Source organism: Pseudomonas sp. NPDC089741, assembly GCF_044748825.1.
Taxonomy (GTDB): domain Bacteria; phylum Pseudomonadota; class Gammaproteobacteria; order Pseudomonadales; family Pseudomonadaceae; genus Aquipseudomonas; species Aquipseudomonas helmanticensis.
The window spans coordinates 95,073-111,611 of the sequence record NZ_JBIVGT010000001.1 but is presented as its reverse complement, the minus strand read 5'-3'; the positions used below and the strand labels follow the sequence as shown (position 1 = coordinate 111,611).

The 16,539-nt window shown below is 53.9% G+C and carries 14 protein-coding genes; 6 read left to right on the top strand and 8 right to left on the bottom strand.

Translation table 11 applies throughout. From position 1 onward, the window contains the following. Positions 1–31: 31 nt before the first annotated feature. The 3 genes from ACIPZE_RS00550 to ACIPZE_RS00540 all read right to left on the bottom strand — a co-directional run bounded on the left by ACIPZE_RS00550 (position 32) and on the right by ACIPZE_RS00540 (position 2,290). A complete protein-coding gene (locus ACIPZE_RS00550; RefSeq protein WP_400770519.1) occupies positions 32–415 on the bottom strand; it encodes a DUF6124 family protein in 384 nt (127 codons plus the stop codon). Between the two features lie 193 nt (positions 416–608). After that, positions 609–974 carry a DUF6124 family protein gene (locus ACIPZE_RS00545; protein WP_400770517.1) on the bottom strand — a complete coding sequence of 122 codons (366 nt, stop codon included), beginning with the start codon at positions 972–974 and terminating at the stop codon, positions 609–611. A 971-nt stretch (positions 975–1,945) separates the two neighbouring features. After that, entirely contained in the window at positions 1,946–2,290 is a 345-nt protein-coding gene (locus tag ACIPZE_RS00540; protein ID WP_400771019.1) for a hypothetical protein, read from the bottom strand. 560 nt (positions 2,291–2,850) lie between these two features. Between ACIPZE_RS00540 and ACIPZE_RS00535 the strand changes: the two genes are divergently transcribed. Continuing rightward, positions 2,851–4,092 carry an AAA family ATPase gene (locus ACIPZE_RS00535; RefSeq protein WP_400770515.1) on the top strand — a complete coding sequence of 414 codons (1,242 nt, stop codon included), beginning with the start codon at positions 2,851–2,853 and terminating at the stop codon, positions 4,090–4,092. Further along, positions 4,085–4,744, top strand: coding sequence for an HNH endonuclease (locus ACIPZE_RS00530; protein WP_400770513.1), 660 nt, complete (start codon positions 4,085–4,087; stop codon positions 4,742–4,744). Before ACIPZE_RS00535 ends, ACIPZE_RS00530 begins: the two co-directional genes overlap by 8 nt. Before the next feature lie 160 nt (positions 4,745–4,904). Here ACIPZE_RS00530 and ACIPZE_RS00525 read toward each other — a convergent pair whose 3' ends face one another. Next, entirely contained in the window at positions 4,905–6,950 is a 2,046-nt protein-coding gene (locus ACIPZE_RS00525; protein ID WP_400770511.1) for a P-loop ATPase, Sll1717 family, read from the bottom strand. Between the two features lie 300 nt (positions 6,951–7,250). Then, positions 7,251–8,054, bottom strand: coding sequence for a 2OG-Fe(II) oxygenase (locus tag ACIPZE_RS00520; protein ID WP_400770509.1), 804 nt, complete (start codon positions 8,052–8,054; stop codon positions 7,251–7,253). Between the two features lie 267 nt (positions 8,055–8,321). On the opposite strand from ACIPZE_RS00520, the gene ACIPZE_RS00515 reads away from it, so the two are divergent. Further along, positions 8,322–9,293, top strand: a complete 972-nt coding sequence (locus ACIPZE_RS00515; RefSeq protein ID WP_400770507.1) for an AraC family transcriptional regulator — start codon at positions 8,322–8,324, stop codon at positions 9,291–9,293. Positions 9,294–9,698: 405 nt separating this feature from the next. Here the strand turns inward: ACIPZE_RS00515 and ACIPZE_RS00510 are convergent, their stop codons facing one another. Continuing rightward, entirely contained in the window at positions 9,699–11,618 is a 1,920-nt protein-coding gene (locus ACIPZE_RS00510) for a tyrosine-protein phosphatase (protein ID WP_400770505.1), read from the bottom strand. Between the two features lie 732 nt (positions 11,619–12,350). On the opposite strand from ACIPZE_RS00510, the gene ACIPZE_RS00505 reads away from it, so the two are divergent. Further along, complete coding sequence (locus tag ACIPZE_RS00505; protein WP_400770503.1) at positions 12,351–13,865, top strand: EAL domain-containing protein; 1,515 nt, start codon at positions 12,351–12,353, stop codon at positions 13,863–13,865. 112 nt (positions 13,866–13,977) lie between these two features. Here ACIPZE_RS00505 and ACIPZE_RS00500 read toward each other — a convergent pair whose 3' ends face one another. After that, positions 13,978–14,214 (bottom strand): hypothetical protein, encoded by a 237-nt coding sequence (locus ACIPZE_RS00500; RefSeq protein ID WP_400770501.1) that lies wholly within the window; start codon positions 14,212–14,214, stop codon positions 13,978–13,980. 179 nt (positions 14,215–14,393) lie between these two features. Here ACIPZE_RS00500 and ACIPZE_RS00495 point away from each other — a divergent pair, with 179 nt between their 5' ends. Next, a complete protein-coding gene (locus ACIPZE_RS00495) occupies positions 14,394–14,834 on the top strand; it encodes a TspO/MBR family protein (RefSeq protein WP_129394199.1) in 441 nt (146 codons plus the stop codon). After that, complete coding sequence (locus tag ACIPZE_RS00490; protein ID WP_400770499.1) at positions 14,834–15,814, top strand: alpha/beta hydrolase; 981 nt, start codon at positions 14,834–14,836, stop codon at positions 15,812–15,814. The genes ACIPZE_RS00495 and ACIPZE_RS00490 overlap by 1 nt, the downstream gene beginning before the upstream one ends. Here ACIPZE_RS00490 and ACIPZE_RS00485 read toward each other — a convergent pair. Further along, positions 15,801–16,424 carry a TetR/AcrR family transcriptional regulator gene (locus tag ACIPZE_RS00485; RefSeq protein WP_283436271.1) on the bottom strand — a complete coding sequence of 208 codons (624 nt, stop codon included), beginning with the start codon at positions 16,422–16,424 and terminating at the stop codon, positions 15,801–15,803. The two genes, ACIPZE_RS00490 and ACIPZE_RS00485, sit on opposite strands and share 14 nt — an antisense overlap. Positions 16,425–16,539: the final 115 nt, after the last annotated feature.

Here is a 16,539-nt window from a genome sequence, read left to right as displayed (position 1 = left end):
TCGGCACACCTTGCTTTTCAACCATGCTGTTTCAACCCGACACAAGCCCCGGTGCCGGTTGCTTCAATTCGACGTTATCCAACGCCTTGTTCACCGCCAACTCCCCCAACATCACCACCTGCGCAATCCCCAACAACGTATTGCGATTCGGTCCTTCCAGCATCCCGGCAAAATCCCCCAGCATCACCGTCGCCGAGGCCAAAGACTCACAGGCATTGACCAGCAAGGTTTCGGTATCGGATTGCGGGTTAACCATGAACAAAGTGCTGGGGCTGTACGGCGTCGCCATGATCTTCTCAGGCGCAAGATAATGATCGAGCGCCCGCTCTGCCGCCGCGTGAAGCTTTCTCGAATCGAATGATTCATACGGCGACGCCGGATCTGTCACCGGCGGACTATTAGTGGTTTCAAACATCAACTGATACTCCAGCAAGCACCCATCAAGGCACTCCAAAAGAAATAACCACCGCAAAATGCCCCCCTGTAGGAGCTGCCGCAGGCTGCGATCCGTTGATCTGCTCTTCAACAATCAAAAACAGAATCAAAAGATCGCAGCCTACGGCAGCTCCTACACGGCGTTCGCGGTGCAACCGTGCATGGAGCCGCAACTAGTGCGGCAAGCGGCGTCCATCCAAGACTCGATTGACCATCAGCTCACTCAGCATGATCACCTGATGCAGCATCAGCATGGCCCGGCGCTGTGAGTGGTCAACGACATCGCCAATATCACGCGCCATGTCACTGGCAGCGGCTAACGACTCGCAGGCTTCGACGAGCAAGGTTTCTTCGTCCACGGCGGGATCGACGAGGAAGATTTTGCTGGTTTTGCGGATCGGGATTGAGAGCTTCAGTGAGCCGGGGTTGAGATAGAAATTGATGGCGCGGTCGGTCGCCTCTTTTATCTTTTGAGGTTCGAGCGATGGGTCGTACGGGATCGGATCGGTGTCCGGTGGGTTTGGTGTTGGTTTGAACATAGAGGACTCGCTACCTTATAAGAAATAAAGAGCCGTCACTCTCGCTACCAAACGATGGGTGGCGGCCATGCGTGGGTTGGTAGACCGGTCAAGATAGCAAACCCCGGCGCTCACGAATGAGCCCCACGCATGGCCACCATAAAAGCTGAGCCTCAAAATCGAGACGGCATAAGGTGTCGTCATACGGCTATCAAGAAGCGGGCTACCAAACCCGATCACTGTTTTGCAGTGACAGGCAAACGATATAGCCCGCCCCATAGCCGCGTATGCCGGCGGATTCTGTAGTAGGCGTAGGCAACGGCGCAAGGCGTTGTAGCCTTTGTGGCGTAACGGTTTGTGTAATTTAAACGCGTTTGTAGGGTTATGTTTACCCGTGGGAAATGCCCTAGCCCTAAATGGTGCTTTTCTACAAATTCAGCACGAACCACTTCGACCCAATGTAGCTCTTTGGAACCGCCCAATGCCAGAAACCTTGGTCACACCTAGGTTTCGATGTAACTAACTAAGCGCATGACGTCGCTCATATTTTTGAGCCGGACAGTGAACTCTCCGGACTTATTCTCTTTTGCGCAGGGAAATCTTCCAACAATTTCATCACGCGAAAATTTTGGTAGACGGAGGCATGGCTTCCTGAAATAGAACAACATCCACTTTTGGTTCGGAATGAACGCAAAATCGCAGTCATTGCCACGCAAGAAACGAAAATCCTTGATGTGTCCATGTGAGCTTGGGCAGCAGTTATAGCCTTTCAGCGTTGATGCCCAACCAACCATGTACAAGAACGCGTGTTTAGCTTCGGGAGTACGCAGGATCTCGTAGTATTCCCGGTAAACCTCACCGCTCTCAGCTCCGCGCAGCATCTCGCAATCTCCCAGTTTTCAGATAAATGCTGCCGTTTAGTGTGGAGAAGCAGCTGTAGTTGTCACCAGCCTTCAAGCTTCAGCGAGCCAAGCCACGTCAACCTCTTTTGCTCACAACCTACTGACGATTTCCTTCCAGATGTAGGCATAGTTGTATTTCAGCCAGCGCACCAGCACTTTGTCGAACTGCCGGCGAAACCAATTACGCTGTCTCGCGGCCAGCCTTTCCTCTATCGACTCTCTAAGTATTTCAGGGTCGAAGCTCGTCCACACCGGAGGTACAGCGGCCACAAGATTGGTGAAACACACAGGTGCGACCTCTGAATAGAGGATTTCGTAAAGGATTTCAGGATCGACGCCTCTGACCTTTCTCGCGACGTAGTCGTATTCGACGGGGAAGTCGTTGAATGGCTCCGAGAGCGCGGCTCTTACCTTGGTCAGTTCTGGCTCTGTCAAACGTCCCAATGCGAAAAATTCCTCCGTCTGTCATCCAATGAGCCTGCAACTGTTTTGACTGCGACACCGTCTGCGATTGTTGCGGTGATGAACAGCACTATCACGCAAATTAGCGCGGCAGGGACGCAAATATGCGGCCCCTCATCCGCAACTGCCGCCACCGGCAATGATGCCTTAGCGCGCCTCTCTCTTGAGGCAACCGGGCACAAATTCATTCTTAGAAAATAAATCCGTCCCCTTTGCGCTCCTTTGCGCTCCAAAACCTATTTTCAAGGTTCGCATTGGTTCGTTTGCGGTCCTTCCCGACAGGCAGAAATCGGCCAATTGCCGCCAATCGGCACCTGAAGAGTTTGGCTATAAATCATTGACAGTCGTGCGTGACTTATGGCTACTATTCCTGCAATTTAGGTCAGGTTTTACAAGAGGATCAGATGTTTATAACTATGAGGCCTTGCCGTATTTGACCAAGAGGGAAGACATGTGTTTTTTACGGTAAAAATAATAAATAGTGCTATTTTATTTGATGAGCACATAGCAAAGCCAAATTGGAGGGCTGAGGATTGACAAATAATTATCCAAATGTAACAACCATAAATGCGACGATCCCTGGAACAGAGAAAAAGTGCACAATCCATGCTAACGGCCGCAGCATTATCATTACAGGGATAAATGGTTCGGGTAAAACTCAGCTGCTTAAAAGCCTGCACAAATACTGTGAGCAACTTCTATCCGGCGAGGAGTCACTAGAGTCATTACAATCGCAGGTGGTCTACATAAATAATTTTTTAGCAACCAATTCACCCGCACATGCTAATTACGAATCTCATCTAGTGGCGCGAGAATTTGCCGAAAAAAAAATTGCGAATTTGAAGATGCCCCCTTTAGTGTTCACCAGCCAGAAAAAGCTCATAGAAGATTATAAGGCGGGTAAGGCCGTACTTGTTTTTTTTGAAGCTACTCGTCAGGCCAGCTTTAGGGAGGCTGCCTCTGCCACAAGTAAAGCAAAACTGATTCAACAAGCAGCAAGCACTCCTGAGGCATCCGGTCTATTTGAAGAATATCTCGTAAGCCAAATCACGCTACAGGCTTATGCTGAATCGCCTAATATAGGAAACGATCCGCTTTCAGCTAAAACCATCGTGAACTGGTTTGAAAAACTGGAGGGCGATTTTAGAAGTCTCTTTGAAGACCCAACTCTCCTCATACGGTTTGATTCAAATAAGCAATGCTTCTTTATTTACCAAGATCAAAAGACACCCTATCGTTTTCAGAATTTATCATCTGGCTTTTCCTCTTTGTTAATTATCTATGCTAATCTAATTATGAAGATTGAATTGCGTGACATTCCTCCTTCAGAATTATATGGCTTAGTTTTTATTGATGAGATTGATGCCCATCTCCACGTATCATTACAGCGAAAAGTCCTTTCGTTCTTGATGAATGCTTTCCCAAATATTCAATTCATAATTACAACCCATTCTCCCTTTGTCGTGTCCTCGGTAAGCAATGCTGTTATCTATGATATATCTACACTTGAGCAGATAGATGATTTATCAATGTATTCATATGAGTCAATCTTAAAAGGGTTATTCGATACGCCGCCCGTTTCACATATCGTGACAGGCAAGGTTGATCGTATTTTCGCTATTATAGAAAATAAATCCCCCGATCTCGAAGAACTTCAGAAGCTTCTGAAAATAGTTAGCAAGCATGAATCTGATTTGGACTCGGAGTCCGCAATGCATATTAAGAGAGCCAGGATAATTTTGAACAAAAGTTTAAGTGGTGATCGTAGTGTTTAATGCCACCCGAACTTATCCCGCTCCTGCATCGCTCGCACAAGAAAGATCGTATGATAGTGCCGATGTTTATACTGAACTGAGAAAAGTATTTTTTGATAAGTGCTATATCTGTGAAACAAACGATCCACATGACATAAATATCGAGCATTTTTTTGCACACGAGGGCGATGTTGGCTTGAAGTACGATTGGAATAATCTGTACTTTGCCTGCAGCAGATGCAATAACATTAAAAGCAATGCTTTCAATGAAATTATCGATTGTTGTGATCCGGAATACGATGCCTTTCGTTCCATCAAGCTTCTTCCCCCGATGACTCCACGCGGAAAGTCGGTAATGGTTAGCCCAACAAATCAAGATCCTCGGACCATTAAAACCTCAGAGCTGCTTGTAAAAGTATTCAATAGCGATCATACAGTAAATAAACGTATTTCTAGCGAATTCTTAAGAGACAAGGTTTTCAAGCAGTACAATTTACTTTTGGATCAAATGGATTCTTATTTCGATCCGTTAGCAATGGCAGATGATAAAAATAAATCTATTGATCGCATGCGAATGCTGATTCAGAAAAGGATGCCATATTCGGCTTTCATTCGCTGGTGCATTCTTGAAGACAATATTCTTGGCCCTCTTTTAGTAGATGACATGGATTAACAGATCTGCTAAGCACAGCGCGGCGAACGCGAATTGAGCGAAAAAACGACGAACGCGATAAAGTGAAGAAAACATCTCCCGTGCTAGAGAAAAATAGAATTGATCATTTGTCTGGGCTGTTAAAATAGGCCAACACCAAAAGTAGCCCTCACATCACAAGCTAAGATATCTGTCTAATAGTTTGATCATACTTATCCTGCAAGTGTGATTCTTTAAATGCCCCTTTTATTGCCTGCCTGAGAAAAACCTCTAAATCTTTTTGTGTTAGCACCACCACCATGCCTGATCTGTTCCGATTTATGATGTTCGATATATGGCGATAGTAGTTGGCCCTCATATCCTCGCCCCGAAACGCGATTATCCCAAATCTACCAAACGTATCATTTAAATAGTAATTTATTTGATGGAAGTCATCTGACTTCAACACATCATAATTCTTGCATTCCCAGACTATTTGAGTGGATCCGTACTTATTTCTTATCACCTCCCAAAATCCTTCAGGTGCTCGGTTTGACGCTACCCAGTCTCTGATCGTAGTTCCTTCAAGATCTCTCTCTCTCGGTTGAACATTCGTTAGTGATCGAAAAAAACATAATTTTATGATGCTTCCAACAATTTCTTCGAACTCCTTGGAGCCCGCATGTCCCTTGGGAAGGGTCCTTAAATTATCAAGAGTGTTTTGAAGTGCCTCTTTGTATTCGTCTCTATTAAAAGCATCTGGCAGATCTTCCAGAATGCCTTCGTTTTTTAACTGCGTTTCATCTCTTAGGTCTTTCAGTAAGAGCGGCTGCAGGTTCAGTGCTTCGTGGTATGTGGGATGGATATAGAAAGTAGAGCTATTATCGAATGATGGCTTTGCATTGGAATCTTTTCCTGACTCTTTGTATTCAACCTCTTTCTTCCTACGAATCCCCAAAAAACCTATCCCATATAAGACCTCAACAAATCTAAAGGGAGTTGTGTGATCGTAAAACCATGAGTTACAGTATTTGTTAATTGATTCTGTAACCAGTAATTTCTGTATAAAGTCTTCAATAGCTACTAAGGTATATTCGTTCCCAAGTCCAAAAAAATATTCCAAAACCAGGCTGATATTGGGGTAGTTTTCAGAGTATTCATCCCCCAAATCCTTTAGGCGACTTGTGCTATAACGTTTTGAGGCAACATCCATGTCGGCATCTTTGACTTTTTGGTTGCCGTGATTAATTGCTGAGTCGATGGCGTAACTCGCCAGCATCAAAATATCTCTAGGGCGATTTTGACAAAGACTCATTACCGAAAATGCACTCGTTTTCAAACCTTCAGAATCAAAGAAACACTCCCAAGCTTCCCCGCCTAACTTTGGTTTGGTTGTGAACGGCTTGACCAATCGACGCTCAACCAGTTCTGTCAATTTTTCAGAAGACCAATCCAAGAAAACTACAGATGTTTCTAGTCGAGAGAATTCATTGTCGAGCGAGCGTATTCGATCATAAATGTTTTCTCGAATAAATACATACGGTTTTATATGCTTTGTTGACGCTATTAGCCTAACTGTGGCATGCATTAACGCCATGAGGCAAATAATTGCTGAATTCGATCCGTCCCACGATTCATCTAATCGATCAATCAGTAATACATAATTTAACGGGCCGGTCGCAGATATTTGGTTTATTTCAGTGAGCAGATTTTTGCTGCGACTAATTTGCCGAAGCCAAAGCTTGTCATTGTCCTTGGTGTAAGCGTCAAATATTTCCTCGGTCAAGTTAAGCACCCGCTGATCGAAATCACAGTCTTCGATCAAACCTCTCTCCCGCCGAATCGTATCAGAGGTTTTGTCAAAGCTAAGAGCTCCCTCCGCTACCCATATCTTGATAACTTCATCAATCAACGCTCTCTCCATAGAGTGCATTAACGATTTGAAAGGACGCTGTCGTGTATCTAGAAACTGTTCGTGGTCTAAGGGTAATTTGAGAAGGTCGAATATTTGAGGGACGATATTTATCGTCCGTGAAAAACGGCGTTCCACCTCAAAGGTAATTGCAGTCTTTCCCGCGCCTCTCCGACCTACAAAAAAACAATTCGAGCTGTCCAAGTTTAACGCTGACAATGTAGCTGGCGTCGTGACAAATAGTTCATGGTCATTCCTAATGATGTCGTACTCAGCAAATGCCTGGCCGAGCTTGATCCGCTGTAACGCATCCTTAGGTAACTGAATTTTCGCCATGGTGAACTTCCCTTTGACAACCTGAGCAGCGCCTTTGCTGGAGTGAAGCTATCAAGAGGCTAGCTTCGATTTTGAAAGCGTCAAACCTGCTGCATTGATAAGTCATAGGGAGCAATGTCAGTCGTTACCTTACAATTGAAAAATATCCGTTTGGGCCGGTAGCTATCGCTCTGGAATGTCCGCGTTTGGCCGAAAGCCGCCCTTCGAGCATGGCCGCTTCTGACCGAAAGCAGCAGACCTAACTCAATCAACCCGCTCATCATCCAATACGCAAGAAAACTGAATTTACGAGTGCAAACCTCACCCCTTCTTCCTAAACACCTTACTCACGTAATACCCCAAACTCCAACGATCCTTCGGCCTCGGCTTATAATGCGTTTTATTCCTCTGCCCCAGCTCCCCACCCACCCCACTCGCCGTGTAGTAATAAAGCGCAATCGACCGCCGCGTAATCCCCTCCGGCGTAGTCAACGGCTCCGGGTGCCCGTGGTTACTGTCCTTGTCCGTATTAAAAATCACACACCGGTTATAAACCGGCAGCACCTTCTTCAGGCACTTCTTCATCCCCACATCCCAAAGCTCCAGGTTGCCGCCGTACGCCTCCTGCCAGTCCTCGGTCAGGTAAATAATCACGTTCAGCCGCCTCTCGACATTGAGCTTTTTGTTCAGCCGAAAATCCGAATGCACGCCCAGGAAGCCGCCGTTTTTGGTTTCGTGCAGGCCGCCGCCGGCGAAATAAGGATCGGGGATGAGCCCTTGTATGCCGGTGAGTTTTTCGAGGAATTCGAGCATGGGTGCGGAGTTGAAGGTGTTGAAGACGTTCTTCAGGTACGGGCTGCAGGCGTTGGGGCTGATCTGGCGTTTGAGTTGGCCTTTGTAGCCGCGCTCGTAGATTTGTTCGTTGTTGGTGGGTTCGACCGGGAAGTGTTCGCGGATGCTGGCGATGACGTCGGCTTCCAGGAAGTTGTCGATGACGATGTGCGGGAATGGCGTGGCTTGGGTGTATTCGGTGGTCAGCGATTCGCCGAAAGCGCTGGCGGCGTTTTGGTCGAAGTCGAGTTCCGGGGTCAGGGTGATGGGGAGTGTTTGCGTGTTGGCTTGCATTGCCGCTCCAATGATCTTCAGGACTTTCAGGGCGGGTCAAACAGGGCCTGGGGCTTGGCGCGGGGCCTGTGTTTGCTCGCTGAGTACAGTGGCGTGCAGGTTGCCATGTCGGCCATGGCCTGCCGAGTGTCCTTTGCTTAAACGTGGCCCGGCGGTGTTACGGCATGTTTCAGGCTGTCACAAACGCGTCATATTTCCTCTGCTAGTCTTCTCGGCGCGCTGCCCCACCCCCCTGTCCTAGAGCCCCCAACCGAAGGTGCCGCCAAGGTGTTTCCGTCTCCTGTTCGCCAGCAAATTATTCTGCGCTCCGACAATCTGCGTTCGGACGACTTCGGTGCACTTTTTTCGAAGTTGTTTGGTAATCGCTATGCGGACAATCCGCCGCTGCCGTCGAACATCATCATTGGTGGGGTTTATGGGCGGCATGAGGGTGTGAGTTTTCGGCGGATGCATTATCGCGGAGATTTCACCGTTGCCTTTCCCGACCCACAGGATGAGATCACGTTCGTCATCCCCACGGCGGGCAAGATTGTCTTCAACCACGCGACCGAGGCCATCGGCGTTTGCCAGGTTGGTTTGGCGATCGATAAGGCTGACATCCGCACGATGCGCTTTTTTGATGGTCACGCGCATCACGGGATGTCGATCAGTCGGCATCAGTTGACGGAGCGGTTGGCAACGCTGTTGGGTAAACCGATTCTGGAAAGGATTGTGTTTGAGCCGAGTGTGAATCTGGATTCGGCGGCGTTTCAGGGGATCAAGGCGTTGATTGATCTGGCGACGGGGACGGAGTTTGATTTGTTGATCAACAGCGGGACGTTGATGCCGTCGCGGTTGCGCGAGATGTTGATTGATGCGGTGCTGGAGGCGTGGCCGCATAACTTTTCCGAGGCGTTGCGGCGGCCGACGGCGATGGTTGCGCCGCGACATGTGAAGTTGGCGGTGGAGTTTATTCAGGCGCATCCGGAGCAGTTGGTGAGCGGTGTGGATCTGGCGCGGTTGAGCAATGTGAGTCAGCGGGCGTTGCAGGAGGGGTTTCGGCGGTTTGTCGGGACGTCGATTGTGGGGTATCAGCGGCAGGTGCGGCTGGAGCGGGCTTATGAGGTGCTGGCGCGGCGGGATTCGGGGTCGGTGACGGAGGTGGCGTTAAGGTTTGGGTTTAGTAATGTGGGGCGGTTTTGTCAGTATTTTCAGGGGGCTTATGGGGTGAGTCCGGCGGAGTTTCGGGCTCGGGAGTGATTGGGTAACAGGTTTGCCAGGTAACGTGTGGTGAGAAGATTTAGCTAAACGTCGCACCGCGCCGACGGGTCGCGAAGCGTGGGGATGGCACGCCGGCGCGGTTGATCGAGGAGTGGGCACGGAGGCGTTTGACCGAGTTCGCCAGTTGATTTTGCGGTGACTGCTTTCCCCTCACCCTAGCCCTCTCCCTAAGGAGAGGGAACCGAGCCGGGGATATTGAAGATCTACACCGACCTGAGCGTCTTGCTTTGAATCCATAATCGCCTCGATCTTTCAGGTCGATGCATGACGCAAGACGCCTCGGTCAGTCCCCTCTCCCTTCGGGAGAGGGTTAGGGTGAGGGGTTTTTGATTTGGGTTTTGGGGTGTTTGTTGGATTGGGGTCTTCCTTGACCCCGTGTGTTTCTTAGAAGGCGTAGCTGGCTTTTAGGCCGCCGTTGAAGCCGTGGCTGTCACCGCCGCCATTGGCGCCGACTTCTGCGCCCAGGCTCAGGGCGCCGAGGCTGGCCATGACGTTGACGCCGCCGCTGAACTGATCGCGATTATCAAAAGCCGCGCGCTGTTCGATGTCGAGGCCCAGCAGGTGGCTTTGGTTATCGACTTCGTTGTCGCCAAGTGCGCGTTCGTATCCCACTTGTACACCCGGCACCAGTTGCCAGGCGCCCATCGCCACCGGGGCGAAGGCGACGTTGAGGTTGGCGACGGCGCTGCGGCGGGTGGCGGTGTTGTCGTCGACGTCGAGTGAGAGTTCGCTGCCCTTCTCTGTGAAGCCGTTGAGGTCGAGGTGGCTGATGCGAAAGCCCAGGCTCGGCTCGAAGGTCATGCCGTTGACCGGGGCGCGGTAGCCGAGGGCGACGGTGGCGCCGGTGAGGTTGCCGTGGCTGTTGCCTTTCGCGGTGCCGAGGCCGCCGCCGAGGTCGCGTTTGCTGTCGTAATCGACGTAGCCGGCGCTGGCGTTGGCGTCGAGGAACAGGCCTTGTTCGAGGCTGGTGAAGCCGTAGCGGGCGCCGACATTGAGGAAGGTGAAGTCGGTGTCGGCTTCGCCGCCCGCACCGCCGACCGTGCCTTTGCTGTAGCCGAAACCGCCGCGCGCACTGAGTTGTTCGCTGAAGCGTTGGGTGATGCCGACCATCAGGCCTTGGCTGTGTTCGTTGCTGCTGTCGGCGTGGGATGAGCCGTCGGTGCCGAGGTAGCCGGCGAGCGCGGTGGTCCAGAGGCGGTATTGACCGACTTTGAGGTCGCTGCCGCTGGCGAACGGTGCGGCGGCTTGTTCGATCATCGCGTTCTGGCGCAGCAGGTAGCTGGCGGCGTCGGCGTGAACCTGGCCGCCGACCTGAGATTCGACACCGCCGAGGGTGCCGGCGTCGATGGCCGATTGCAGGTAGTAGTTGTAAGCGCTGTAGGTGCCGGACAGCTTGGTGTTTTGCAATTGGCGGAGCAATTCGGCGCCGGCAGCGGCGTTGCCGATCAGTCCGGCCTGGCCTGGCAGGCTGTTGTATTCGACGAGTTTGCCGCGCAGGACGTAGATGGTTTCCTGCGAGAGGCCGAGGCCTTGTTTGAGGTAGCTGTCCATGCTGCCGTATTGCGCGGTGACTTCGTCGAGGCCGGCTTGCAGGTAACTGGCCTGGACGCCGAGCAACGGGCCGTAGACGGACGCCATGCTGGCGGGCATCGCTTTCAACGTGGCGGCGACGCGGGCGGCGGTGTAGTCGTTGGTCGCGAGGTAGTTGGCCATGATGGTCGCGTTGTCGACGCCGGCGATGCTCTGCAATACGGCGGCGGTCCAGCCGGTGCGGTCCTTGCCGGCAGTGCAGTGGAACAGTTGCGCGCCGTCGGTGGTCGCCAGTTCGTTGAACAGCTTGCCGAACTGGCCGCGCATGCCGGCGTCGCTGACGAAGGCACGGTTGGTCTGCTCCATCATCGCGACGGCTTCAGCGGCGCTTTTGAAAGAGGTTGTGGTGATGTTCGCGCCGGAGGTGGTGCTGCCGATGATGTCAATGTTCTGCCAGGTGGCGCCGGTGATCATGGTGTCTGGTGTGCCGGCGATTTCGCTGGGCGTGCGCAGGTCGTAGACGGCTTTGATGCCGAGGCCGTTGAGGATGGCCAGATCCGACGCCGTCGGGGTCAGCGCGTTGGAGCGATAGAACACTCCGGCGCGCATGCTGCCGTCGTGGGCCGTGGAATACGCGGTGGTGATGCCGGCGACGTCACGGAAGTTGTCGATGCCTTTCAGGCGTGGGGTGTCGAGCGGGACGGACTCGGCAGCGTGGGCGGCGGCGATGGACAGACTCAATACGGACAGCGAACACACAAGACGTTGAAACACAGTGCAGCCTCATTCGGTAAGCGTTGGGCTGCCTACTATCTGCACTGAATTGAGACTGAATATGACAAATTCGCTGAGAGTGAAAATGCCTGCGCGAATGGGCCGTGGAGTGCGTGAATTGTCCATCTGCCTCTGGGTGGCGTGGGTGCGGAATCTGGTTTGAATGGACTATGGGATTTGGCTGGCAATATTGTGGGAGTGAATTTGTTCGCAAGTGCGGTGGGTCAGATTGAGATGGTGTTGGCTGGCAGTCCGCTATCGCGAGCAGGCTCACTCCTACAGGAGTTTTGGGGTGGCCCAAGGTCTCGTTGCTCACACAAAACCTGTAGGAGTGAGCCTGCTCGCGATGGCGTTGTGTCAGGCAACTGGTTGGCTATATGACCCACCGCATTCGCGAGCAAGCCCGCTCCCACAGGGATCTCGGCGTTGCTGGAGATCTCGGTCTTCACATAGAAACCTGTGGGAGCTGGCTTGCCAGCGATGGCGTCGTGTCAGGCAACGGTTGGGCTATCGCGAGCAGGCTCACTCCTACAGGGGATCGTGGGTCGGCAGTTATGTTGATCTGCGGCAATATTTGCCCGCCGCCGCAGCCTTATTCTGGTGTGGCTGGAAACAGCCGTGCTGTGCGCACGTCACAGGCCTTTTGGCCAAGGTGGCGCCATGAACAAAAAACGCATTGTCTGGGGGAGCATTCTCCTGGGCCTTCCGTGTGTCTTGCTTCCGGTACTTTTGATGGGTTATGTCGCCTGGATGTTGAATCTGGCGTCGGCCCAGCAACGTCTGGAAACCCTTGCAGCCGTGGCGTCCAGCCGCGCAAACGGGACGTTTCAGGAGGCTGCCGGGGCGCTGAAAAGCATCGCCGGTTCGCACCTCGCGCCCTGCACGCCCGCGAGCATCGACGAGATGCGTCTGCTGACGATCAATACCTTTTCCGTGAAGTCGGTCGGCTATGTCGAAGAAGAGGTGTACGCCTGCGGTTCGTGGGGCCCGGTCGGTCAACACGCGGCGCCTTGGCGCGAGGATTTCACCACGTCCGACGGCGTGCGCGTATCCCTCGGCGTGCAGTCGCGCATCGTCCCGGCGAAACCGATGATGGCGCTGCAATACGCGGCGTTCAATGTACTGGTCGATCCCGAGCAGTTTCTGCACGTGATGCTGGAAGATGATCTGCATCTGGCAGTCGGCACCGCTGCCGGCCAACTGGTCAGCGTCTCGCGACCGGGCGCGGAACACTTTCTCAGCCGCGTGCATTCCGGTTCGCATTCGGCGCTGGAGGACGGTTACCTCTACACCCTCGTGCACAGCGGCGACTGGGTGGCCATCGCCGCCCTGTCGCGGCATGAATTGATGCAGGGCCTGTTGCGCCGCGAAATGCTCTTGCTGCCCATCGGCGGGCTGTTCGCCGGGATGTTGGTGTTGATGATCGTCCGGCGCACCCGTCAACGTTTGTCGCCGCTGGCCGAGCTGAAGCTGGCGGTGCGCAATCGCGAGTTCGTCGTTCACTATCAACCGATCGTCAGCCTCGACGATGGCGCCTGGGTCGGCGCGGAAGCACTGGTGCGCTGGCAACATCCGGACGGCAGCCTAGTGCGCCCGGATACCTTTATTCCGTTGGCGGAACACAGTGGTCTGATCCTGCCGATCACCGACCAAGTGATCGATTCGGTGATGCGCGACCTTGGCCCGCTGCTGGTCAAGGATCGCAGCCTGCACGTGGCGATCAACCTGGCGGCCAAGGACGTCAGCAGCGGCCGTTTCCTGCCGAAACTCGAAGCGGCGCTGCGCCAGGCCAATGTGCAGCAGAAGCAGATCTGGCTGGAAGCGACCGAGCGCGGTTTTGTCGAGATCGACTCGGCGCGCACCACGGTCAATCATGCCCGCGCGCTGGGTTATCTGGCGGCTATCGACGATTTCGGCACCGGTTTCTCCAGCCTTCAGCACCTGCAACAACTGCCGCTGGACGTGCTAAAGATCGACAAGTCGTTCGTCGACAACATCGATCAGGATGCCGCGACCGGTTCGGTGACGTCGCACATCATCGAAATGGCCAAGAGCCTGCGTCTGCAGATTGTCGCCGAAGGCATCGAGACCGAGGCGCAAGCGGATTATCTGCGCGGGCGTGGCGTGCACTTTGGCCAGGGTTGGCTGTTCGGCAAACCGATGGCCGCCGAGGAGTTTCTACGCGTCTATGGGGAACGCATGAGTGTGCTCAGCGAGCAGAATGCGCAGGAACCGGCGGTCTGCTGAGGCAAGCAGATCAAGCACTCAGCACCTTGCGCATAAACACTCGGGCAAGCCCATCATTGGTCGCGCGCAGGCGCACAGCATGCGATGCGCGGCGCGCGTTGCCAACAGCGGCTTAGCGCGCCTGGTTTTTCACCTGAATCTGCGTCAGCCCTACCCGCTCGGCCTGTTCGAGGATTTGCTCGGGCGTCGAATCCGCCGTGGGCATGATCAAGCTGTTTTCGGCATCGCCCAGATGCAGCTCCAGTAGGTGCATCGCGGCCTCGTGCGTGGCCAATTGTGCTTGCTTGAGTTCGAGCAGATGGCTGCGCGGTTCGTTGTTGAAGCGGTATTCGATCAGGTATTTGTACATGGTCTTCTCCGTGGCTGAAGTTGAAGGCAACTGATTATCCTGACGCGTCAGTCAGTTTTTTAGTTCAACTGCATCTCGCCCCGAACAGAGAAAAGCGCGGCGTTGAGGCAAACTTTTCGCGTCAGCTGGCTGTCCTCTTCTTACACTCCCAACAAGCTGATCACAGCTAAGGACTGGCGATGACCTTTTTCATTTTCCTTTTGGCCTGCGCTGCGGCGGCCACCACTGGCGTCATGTTCAAACCGGGGCCTTGGTACGAATCGCTGGTAAAGCCGCGCTTCACCCCGCCGAATTGGGCGTTTCCCGTGGCCTGGACGATTATCTACCTGTTGCTGGCGTGGGCCGGTTATCGCTTGAGCCTGATCCCCGGCAGCCAAACCGTGCTGGCGTTATGGGCGGCGCAGATTGCCCTGAACACGCTGTGGACGCCGGTGTTCTTCGGCGCGCATCAGGTGTTCGCCGCGATGGTGATCCTCACGTTGCTGTGGCTGGTGGTGGCCGCGATGGTGGTGCTGGCGTTGCAACTGGACCTGATCACTGGCCTGATCCTGTTTCCGTACCTGGCGTGGTTGTGCGTTGCCGCCGCGTTGAATTTCTCCATCCTGCTCAAGAACCGCTGATGACTGATTCCAACTGGGGTAGCGCAACACCGTGGCCACAGGGCGAGCGCGAGTTGGCGCAGGTGCGCCCGTTCAACCGGAAACTCGCCTGGCTGCCGCGCTTCAAGATCCGCAATCGCCTTACGCCTCGGCTGATCCATGCGCTGCTGCGCGCCAGCCAGATCGGCAGTGCGGGTAAGTTGCGCAAACATGGGCTGACGGCCGAGCGGAAAATGTACGGTGCGGTGCCCGTGCGGATCATTCGGCCGCACGGCCAAGCCAAAGGTGTGGTGCTGGATTTTCACGGTGGCGGCTGGGTGATCGGCAATGCGCAGATGAACGACAACTTCAACATTGCCATGGTCAATACCTGCGAGGTCACGGTGGTCTCGGTCGATTACCGGCTGGCGGTGTCGACGCCGATTGAAGGCTTGCTGGACGATTGCCTGTGCGCCGCTCGCGGGTTGTTGAGCGATGCCGAATTTGCCGATCTGCCGGTGATCGTCGTCGGTGAATCGGCGGGCGGGCATCTGGCCGCAGCGACGTTGCTGGCCCTGAAATCATCGCCCGGTCTGCTGCAACGGATCAGCGGTGCGCTGTTGTATTACGGCGTCTACGATCTGAGCGGCACGCCAAGTGTGCACGCCGCGACGCCGCAGACGCTGGTGCTGGACGGCCCCGGCATGGTCACGGCACTGCGCCTGCTCACGCCGGACTTGAGTGACGCGCAGCGCCAGCAGCCCCCACTTTCGCCGCTGTATGGCGATTTCAGCGACTTCCCGCCCGCGCTGATGTTTGCCGGCGAGCTGGATCCGTTGCGCGACGACACCCTCGAACTGGCCGAGCGCTGGCGGCAGTCGGCGCCGGTCGAGATGTACCTGCTGCCCTCCTCGCCTCACGGCTTTATCCACTTTCCGACGGCGTTTGCCGAAAGCGTTTTGGCTTACAGTCGCCAGTGGATCACCGCGCGCATCGACGCACACGTTCTCAACCGCAAATAACCTTGATGGCATCGCCGGCCAGCCCCGCCAACTCGTCACGGGATTTACCCGCGCGCGCGCGAATCGAGATGCTGTGCAATAGCGAGGAGATCAGCACCGCCAGCGCCGCAGGATTGCTGTCGGTTTTCAGCTCGCCGGCATCAATTGCGGTTTGCAGGCGTTTTTCAAGATCGGCATCGAGCTGGCTCAGCCTGGCTGACAGCACATTACGGATTTCCGGGTCCTCGACGGCTTCGGTTGTTGCCGTGCCGATGGCAAAACAGCCGCGTGGCTGCCCGTCACCGGAAAAATAGATCGCTAACTGCCCTTCATAAAAACCGCTCAGTGCCTGCGCCAACGACAGGCTGCTGTCAGTCAATGCCGCCTGCATCGCGGCATGCGCGGTGGCCCAATATTGATCGAGCGCCTTGATATAGAGCGCGTGCTTGTCGCCGAACGCGGCGTACAGGCTCGGACGATTCATCCCCGCTGCGCTGGCGATGCTGTCCAGCGACGCACCGGAATAACCGGTATTCCAGAACACTCCCAGTGCCTGTTGCAGCGCTGTTTGCGGGTCGTAGGCGCGTGGACGGCCACGGCCTTTTGCTGCTGTCGGTTTATTTTGTGCCATCTCGTATAAATTCCTTGCAAGGGTTGAGCGTCGCTCATATTCTTACACCATCGCACAAAATTAAGGAACCAGAAATTCCTTGATCGGCAGGTTTGTTGTAACGCCACTCGAATCG

Bases quoted from the DNA above. Each gene is read 5' to 3' on its own strand.
- ACIPZE_RS00550 (WP_400770519.1), bottom strand. From the start codon at position 415: ATGTTTGAAACCACTAATAGTCCGCCGGTGACAGATCCGGCGTCGCCG.
- ACIPZE_RS00545 (WP_400770517.1), bottom strand. From the start codon at position 974: ATGTTCAAACCAACACCAAACCCACCGGACACCGATCCGATCCCGTAC.
- ACIPZE_RS00525 (WP_400770511.1), bottom strand. From the start codon at position 6,950: ATGGCGAAAATTCAGTTACCTAAGGATGCGTTACAGCGGATCAAGCTC.
- ACIPZE_RS00520 (WP_400770509.1), bottom strand. From the start codon at position 8,054: ATGCAAGCCAACACGCAAACACTCCCCATCACCCTGACCCCGGAACTC.
- ACIPZE_RS00505 (WP_400770503.1), top strand. From the start codon at position 12,351: ATGGGTTATGTCGCCTGGATGTTGAATCTGGCGTCGGCCCAGCAACGT.
- ACIPZE_RS00500 (WP_400770501.1), bottom strand. From the start codon at position 14,214: ATGTACAAATACCTGATCGAATACCGCTTCAACAACGAACCGCGCAGC.
- ACIPZE_RS00495 (WP_129394199.1), top strand. From the start codon at position 14,394: ATGACCTTTTTCATTTTCCTTTTGGCCTGCGCTGCGGCGGCCACCACT.
- ACIPZE_RS00490 (WP_400770499.1), top strand. From the start codon at position 14,834: ATGACTGATTCCAACTGGGGTAGCGCAACACCGTGGCCACAGGGCGAG.
- ACIPZE_RS00485 (WP_283436271.1), bottom strand. From the start codon at position 16,424: ATGGCACAAAATAAACCGACAGCAGCAAAAGGCCGTGGCCGTCCACGC.